Source organism: Parendozoicomonas sp. Alg238-R29 (genome assembly GCF_947331445.1).
In the GTDB taxonomy this organism is placed as follows: Bacteria; Pseudomonadota; Gammaproteobacteria; order Pseudomonadales; family Endozoicomonadaceae; genus Sansalvadorimonas.
The window spans coordinates 42524-48835 of the sequence record NZ_CAMZOG010000028.1 but is presented as its reverse complement, the minus strand read 5'-3'; the positions used below and the strand labels follow the sequence as shown (position 1 = coordinate 48835).

The following is a 6312-nucleotide window of genomic DNA, read 5'->3' as shown; positions in this document are numbered from 1 at the left end:
CTGATTAGAGAGACATGCCAAGCTTTTGAGATAGAAATTCTAAAAGGTGTTGTGAGTAAAGATCACGTTCACCTTTTCAGGGTTCTCTTCAGTGATAACCTTTTGTCTTTCGGTGGTATCTTTCTCGCCTATATACGGGGCCATACATTGTCCCGTACATAGGTAGAAACTATAAATTGCTGAGGGGGAATCTTTAAGGGAGGAGCCCACAGTCTTTGCTGTGGGCTCTAGGAAAGAAAGTTTACTGATTGTTTTTGGCGACCATTGGGTTCTTGGTACGAATCCAGTCACCAAGAATCTCACCGGTTTCAACCAATAGAGCGTCTTCTTCAGGCTTTTTATCTTTTTTGTTCTGGCTATATTTGTCAGTCTGTTCTTTTTCCAGCTCTTCGAGATTTTTATAGGGTTTCTCACCTTTGGCTTTGCGCAGGGAGTTTTCTATAGCAAGCCGCTCTTCCCGCATGGAAGTGATTTCCTGCTTACGCTTTTTCTCATTCAGCTGAACAACTGTACGGCCATCAAATTGTTTTTGATACTCCCGTAACTTGTTCAGATAGATAAAGTCCGGGTTGTCAGCAATACGCTTTGCATGTTCTTTGGTCAGCTCCGGAATAACCGGGGCAAGAGGTTTGAGGGCTGCGTACTGCGTTGGTTTGATCTCAGTGTAAGGTAGTGCATTGGGTAGAGAGCTTTCGCCAATATCTTTTGGGTCAAACAGGGATGGATAGCTGATGTCTGGAATCACACCACGGTTCTGGGTGCTTTGGCCAGAAACCCGGTAGAACTTGGCAACAGTAAGCTTCAGCTGACCATGGTTTAAAGGTTGGATAGTTTGCACAGTTCCTTTACCAAAGCTCTGTCCACCAATAATCAGCGCACGCTGATAGTCTTGCATGGCACCGGCAAAAATTTCTGAGGCAGAAGCACTGAGGCGGTTAATCAGAACAACCATAGGGCCGTCATATACTTCCTTGGGGTCCGGGTCCTGCTGGGCTTCTGTGCGTCCACGGCTGTCTTTTACCAGCACGGTGGGGCCTTTAGGGATAAACAAACCAGTCAGCTGGTTGGCTTCCTGCAGGGAGCCTCCACCATTGTTACGAAGGTCAATAACCAGGCCATCAATTTTTTCTTTTTTCAGCTCGTTAATTAGCTTTCGAACGTCGCGGGTTGTGCTCTTATAGTTTGGGTCACCAGCCTGAGCGGCTTTGAAATCGATGTAGAAGGCTGGAATATCTATCACGCCAATGCGTGCCTTTTTGTCGCCTTTACCAACTTCAAGAATGTTTTTTTGGGCAGATTGTTCTTCGAGTTTTACTTTATCCCGGCTGATGGGATAAATGCGGGTTTTTCCGTCGCTGGCGCTTGAGGGAATAATTTCAAGGCGAACCAGGGTGCCTTTGGCTCCGCGAATCAGTTTGACAACTTCATCCAGGCGCATGCCGACAACATCTTCTATCTTGCCATCGTTACCCTGGGCTACGCCGATAATTTTGTCGCCAGGCTTCAGTTGGCCAGCTTTATCGGCGGGGCCTGCAGGAACAATGCTGATGACTTTGGTGTACTCATCTTCTGACTGGAGAACCGCGCCAATGCCTTCCAGAGAGAGGCTCATGTTGATATCAAAGTTTTCAGCGCGCTGGGGAGAAAAGTACTGGGTGTGCGGATCATAAAGCTGAGTGTACGAGTTCAGGTAAAGCTGGAAGGCGTCTTCACTGCGGGTCTGGTGTAAGCGGCGCAGTTGGTTATTGAAGCGTTTGGTCAGCAGTTCAGAAATCTCTGATATCTTTTTATCATTCAGTTTCATGCTTAATACGCTGTCTTTCAGCTGGCGGCGCCACAGATCCTGCTGCTCTTTGGTGTCTTTGAGCCAGTCTGCTTTTTCCCGATCCAGTTCCAGTGTTTCGTCTTTTTTGAAATCAAGCTCATCCAGTCCGGCATTAATAAGCTTGAGCATGTAGCGTATGCGCTCTTCACTGCGCTCGCGATAACGATTAAAAATCTCAAAGGCCGGGCGCAGGTTGCCACCTTTCAGGGCGTCATCAAGATTGTTCTGGTACTTGGTAAACTCTTTGATATCAGAAGCCAGGAAAAAGCTGCGATTGCGATCCAGCGTATCGAAATAACTGTTAAATATTTTTTCCGAGTTGGACTGGTCAAGGCTCAGTTTTTCGTAGGAGTTATTTTTCAGTAGCTGAACCACATTAACGCTGGCAATAGCTTGGTTAAGGGTTGGTTTCAGCGCTGGAACAGGCTGACTGAGATCCTCTGCAGCCCGGACACCTGATGTTATTAACAGGAAGAATGCAAGAAGGCTGAAGGTCAGGTGAATCTGCCTGCGAGCCTGACATAAGGAAAAATGGAAAGCTTTGGGACTGAAGCGCATCAGCTATGTCACTCTCTTCTCGGTGTTGTCGCCAGCCTGGGAAGAGGGTAGCGAAAACATCCCTGTTTTTTTGGATGGCGCTGTCATTCAATGCCTAGTGTTTGGTTCCGAACATTGCTAATGCATTAAAAACAGTGCTTTCAGCACTATAGCATCATCCTGATACTGTTTGTTGGTTGATTTGTATCAACTTTTGAGAGTGACTCACAGATTTTTTTAGGGCGATTAATTTTCACTCAGGATAAAGCCATATTTCCGATCATCTTGTTGGTCATCAATAGGTACGGATGCTTTTTCTTTGTCGTGTATTGGCAGCAGACGGTTCTGTCTGGCAATAGCGGACTCCAATGCCTGCCATTCTTTTTCTAAGGCGGTGCCTGGTTTGGGGGGAGAGTTGTAGTAGGACATGATGATCTGTTTGGTCGGTAATCGGACAGATTAACATTCCTCCAAAATGTACTTGATTCGTTATTGTACGGATGTTGGCGCGGCATAAAAGTGTCATGCACCGTAAGAGATGCGTGACACTTTTATTTCGGAGTGATTAAGGCAGAAGGTTTTTCAGTTGGAAATAGCGCACAAGAACCTTGCTCAGGCCAGCGGCATCTTCACTGCCGGCAAGTTCACGTATAGAGTGCATGCCAAAAGTCGGCAGGCCAATATCCAGTGTACGAACCCCCATCTCGCTGGCTGTTAAGGGGCCAATTGTGCTGCCGCAGCCCATGTCGGTACGGGCAACAAAAGTTTGTACAGGAACGCCTTCCTGCTCGCATAGCTGGCGAATCAACGCACTGGTTTCACTGGAGGTAGCGTAGCGTTGGTTGGCGTTGATCTTGATGACCGGACCTTCGTTTATAACAGGGCCATGGTTGCCATCGTGACGATCGGAAAAATTAGGATGCACAGCATGGGCGTTGTCTGTAGAGATCATGACAGAGCGCTGCATGGTGCGGGTCAGTTCTTCAGAAGTTTCGCAGATACGTTCCAGGGTTTGACGCAAGAATGGGCCGCTGGCGCCGGTGGCACTTTGACTGCCAACTTCTTCGTGATCATTACAGATCAGAAGGCAGGGGTAATCGCTGTCGCTGGCGGCAATCAAAGCTTCTATGCCGGTAAAACAGCTGAGCAGATTGTCTAAACGTGCAGAAACAATAAATTCGTCGGTCAGACCAATAGTTGCCGGAGCCTGAGTGTCGTAGAAGAACATTTCATAATCCAGAACGCTGGCAGGCTTCTCTCCCTGTTTTTCCAGTTCAGTCGCCAGTAGATGGCGGAAGTCTGGTTTGTCTTCGCCCCCTTTCAGGCGGCAGAGTACTGGCGGAATATCTTTCTGGGGATTAATACTGCGTTTTTTGTTGGCTTCCCGGTCAAGGTGAATCGCTAGACTGGGAACGGTTGCCACAGCTTTGGTGAAATCGATCAGGGAGTTCTGAATCTCACCTTTGGGGTTTTGCCAGGTCACCCGTCCCGCAATGGAAAGATCGCGGTCAAACCAGGGATTCAGCAGCGCGCCACCATACACCTCCACACCCAGCTGAAAGTAATGTTTGCTGTTGAGTTCGGGGTTTGGCTTAACCTTCAGGCAGGGACTGTCGGTGTGAGCGCCAACCATTCTCAGGCCATGAGAGGCAAAGTCACCTTTACCAGTGGTAAAGGCAATAATGGCAGAATCGTGGCGGGTTACGTAGTACTTCTTGCCTGCTTCCAGCGTCCAGCTGTCCCGCTCATCAAGAGCAGTAAAACCGGCTTTATCGAGGCGGTGGGCCATTTCGGCAGTGGCGTGGTATGGCGTGGTGGAAGCTTGCAGAAAGGACAGTAGTTCTTTGTTAAATCCAGCGGTATCCATAACGTACTGAAATCTTGGTGGGAGAAAGCCTAAGCATATCACTGGACCCACTCTCACAACAGAAGTGCCAATTTTTCCAGACCGGCTATATTTGCCGGTCGGTAAGGGTTGTGTTGCGAATCTCATTAAAAAAGATGCTGCAACTTCAAAAAGTATTGATAAGAAGCAGTCCCTGAAAAAAGGCTGTCGACGGGAGTGATTCTTGGAAAGGCACCGTTTATGGCCATTGCTGGTAATTGTTGTGGGGTTGCTTCTTCCGGCTGTGACGCAAGGCTGGCCGCCAGCTATTGATGATTATTTATCTTCAGGATGGTCCTTCAGTGGCGACTTCAGTGGCGAAGAGCGTCGTGGGCGCTGGTACGCCGTCAATGATGTTGGCACCTATGTTGTTTATGGCAACAGGATTGTTCTTTTTGAGGGGGTTGATGCCCCTGAAGATGTTTCAAAACTTATGGTGGATCTGGTACTTGGCGGTTTCTGGAAGGAGGGCAACCTACTGACCCAGGAGATTTTTTTTCGCCATGTCTGGAAGTTGTTGCCCAATTATGCCCATCAGCTTTTATCCGTGTCCTCACAGTTATGGGTGATGCTGGCCGTGTATCGTTCCCTTGCTCAGGTAGTTGCCCCGCTCTTTACTTTTTTAAATGATTACCGGAAAACGATGACTGGTGATTGGTATGAGGGCGCGATGCCGATTCTGGTGAATGATGCGGAACTCTCTTTTCAATTCTTTGCTCAAGTTGCCTTCCCCAAGAAAATTACCGATCCGGTCACTGTAGAGCTTGATCGGGTTCCATCGATGGCAAATATTCCAATGCTGACACGCCCCTTTCCCTATGCGAACCCTTGGGGGGAGCTTCATAAAGAAATGGAAACCAGTGGTATCAGTCGGGTTCGGCTAGGGGGCGCGATAAATGGCTCTTTTGAGTTACATTACCGGAATCCCTCTGCTAATGGCCGTGAGCAGCTGATCAGTGCTGCGCTGGACAGCATTTATCAACCGGTTCCCTGGTTATTTGAGGTGATTCGACAGAAAGTGCCACGGCAGGAGATTCGCCTCTATGCGAGCCTGCTGTCTCAGGACGCGTTGGAACTGGCTGCACAGATGCTGTCGTGTCACAGAGAGCATCCTAACCTTCAGGCCGGGGAGAAAGGGTTATGTTTGTCTGGTGTTCTGGAATCTGTGGATGGTGGATTATTCTTTCGTCCCAGGGTGGCAGTCGTGCTGCCACAAATATGGGAGGAGCGTAATTACAATACCGGCCGGGTGTTACCTTTGAGTGGATGTAACTTTAATAGCCGCCCTTTGTGCTGGGAAAATTACCTGGTGCTTGGTGATCTGTCTGTTCTTTTCCGCCAGCCTCCTATGACCCTCTATACCCGGTTTGCTAGTTTCGCCGAGCGCAACAGAACAATTTTGCTCAATCGTGAGCCGCAGATATGGTATCAGGGCAGTTATTTTCAGGTGAGGATTCCTGAACTTGTGAGTCGTTTTGCCCTTGGCTTGATCGGCGTAGCTGGTCAGGTTGCGGTAAACCGATTAGTGGTGTCTATGCATCATGGGATCTGGGGGAATGGTGCGCCGTCAAAACCCAAGGATGATCAAGTTATCCCTGAATCCCAACTGCTGGAAGATCACGAAGAATCCGAAGCTATAGATTGCAAACTATGTGACGGACCCTGCCAGTACCCTCGTTGCGGCATTGGCGGGTGTGGGCGTTACCAGCCGGGAACGCTGGTGGACTTTGGTTGCCAGGGTAGCCATAAAGTTTGTTTCGACTGCCTGAAAAGGCATATGAATGTCGCAAATATACGGCCATGCCGAAACTGTGAAAAAGTGCACTGGAATAAAGTAAATCCAAGAAGTTTTCAGCATGACGGTAATGCCTCCTCCCGGGACGCGCCCACAATACCAATCTGTCCATTATGTCGGGCCGAATTGGATTACAGGAAAGGAAACCTGATGAATTTCCTGGGGGAAGAGTGCAGTCGCCTGTCCCTTGGGGTGCTCTGGTTGTTTAGCGATGGCTTCCGAGAACGTGCTGATGATGGTGATGGTTAATCGTCTTGTAAGGTGGCACGG

The 6312-nt window shown here is 48.7% G+C and carries 4 protein-coding genes and 1 pseudogene; 2 read left to right on the top strand and 3 right to left on the bottom strand.

The features are described 5' to 3' along the window. Positions 1-75 (top strand): annotated as a pseudogene (locus QMA35_RS09240) (IS200/IS605 family transposase); the annotation flags it as partial. A 166-nt stretch (positions 76-241) separates the two neighbouring features. Here QMA35_RS09240 and QMA35_RS09235 read toward each other — a convergent pair. From QMA35_RS09235 to QMA35_RS09225, 3 genes are all read right to left on the bottom strand, one after another. Then, positions 242-2383 (bottom strand): carboxy terminal-processing peptidase, encoded by a 2142-nt coding sequence (locus QMA35_RS09235; protein WP_281646859.1) that lies wholly within the window; start codon positions 2381-2383, stop codon positions 242-244. Positions 2384-2608: 225 nt separating this feature from the next. Then, positions 2609-2791, bottom strand: coding sequence for a hypothetical protein (locus tag QMA35_RS09230; protein ID WP_281646858.1), 183 nt, complete (start codon positions 2789-2791; stop codon positions 2609-2611). Positions 2792-2927: 136 nt separating this feature from the next. Next, positions 2928-4229, bottom strand: a complete 1302-nt coding sequence (locus QMA35_RS09225) for a M18 family aminopeptidase (protein ID WP_281646857.1) — start codon at positions 4227-4229, stop codon at positions 2928-2930. Between the two features lie 202 nt (positions 4230-4431). Here QMA35_RS09225 and QMA35_RS09220 point away from each other — a divergent pair, with 202 nt between their 5' ends. After that, on the top strand, positions 4432-6291 hold the full coding sequence (locus QMA35_RS09220; protein WP_281646856.1) for a hypothetical protein: 1860 nt from the start codon (positions 4432-4434) through the stop codon (positions 6289-6291). Positions 6292-6312: the final 21 nt, after the last annotated feature.

Excerpts from the sequence above, each read along its gene's own strand:
- QMA35_RS09235 (WP_281646859.1), bottom strand. The coding sequence starts at position 2,383 with ATGCGCTTCAGTCCCAAAGCTTTCCATTTTTCCTTATGTCAGGCTCGC.
- QMA35_RS09230 (WP_281646858.1), bottom strand. The coding sequence starts at position 2,791 with ATGTCCTACTACAACTCTCCCCCCAAACCAGGCACCGCCTTAGAAAAA.
- QMA35_RS09225 (WP_281646857.1), bottom strand. The coding sequence starts at position 4,229 with ATGGATACCGCTGGATTTAACAAAGAACTACTGTCCTTTCTGCAAGCT.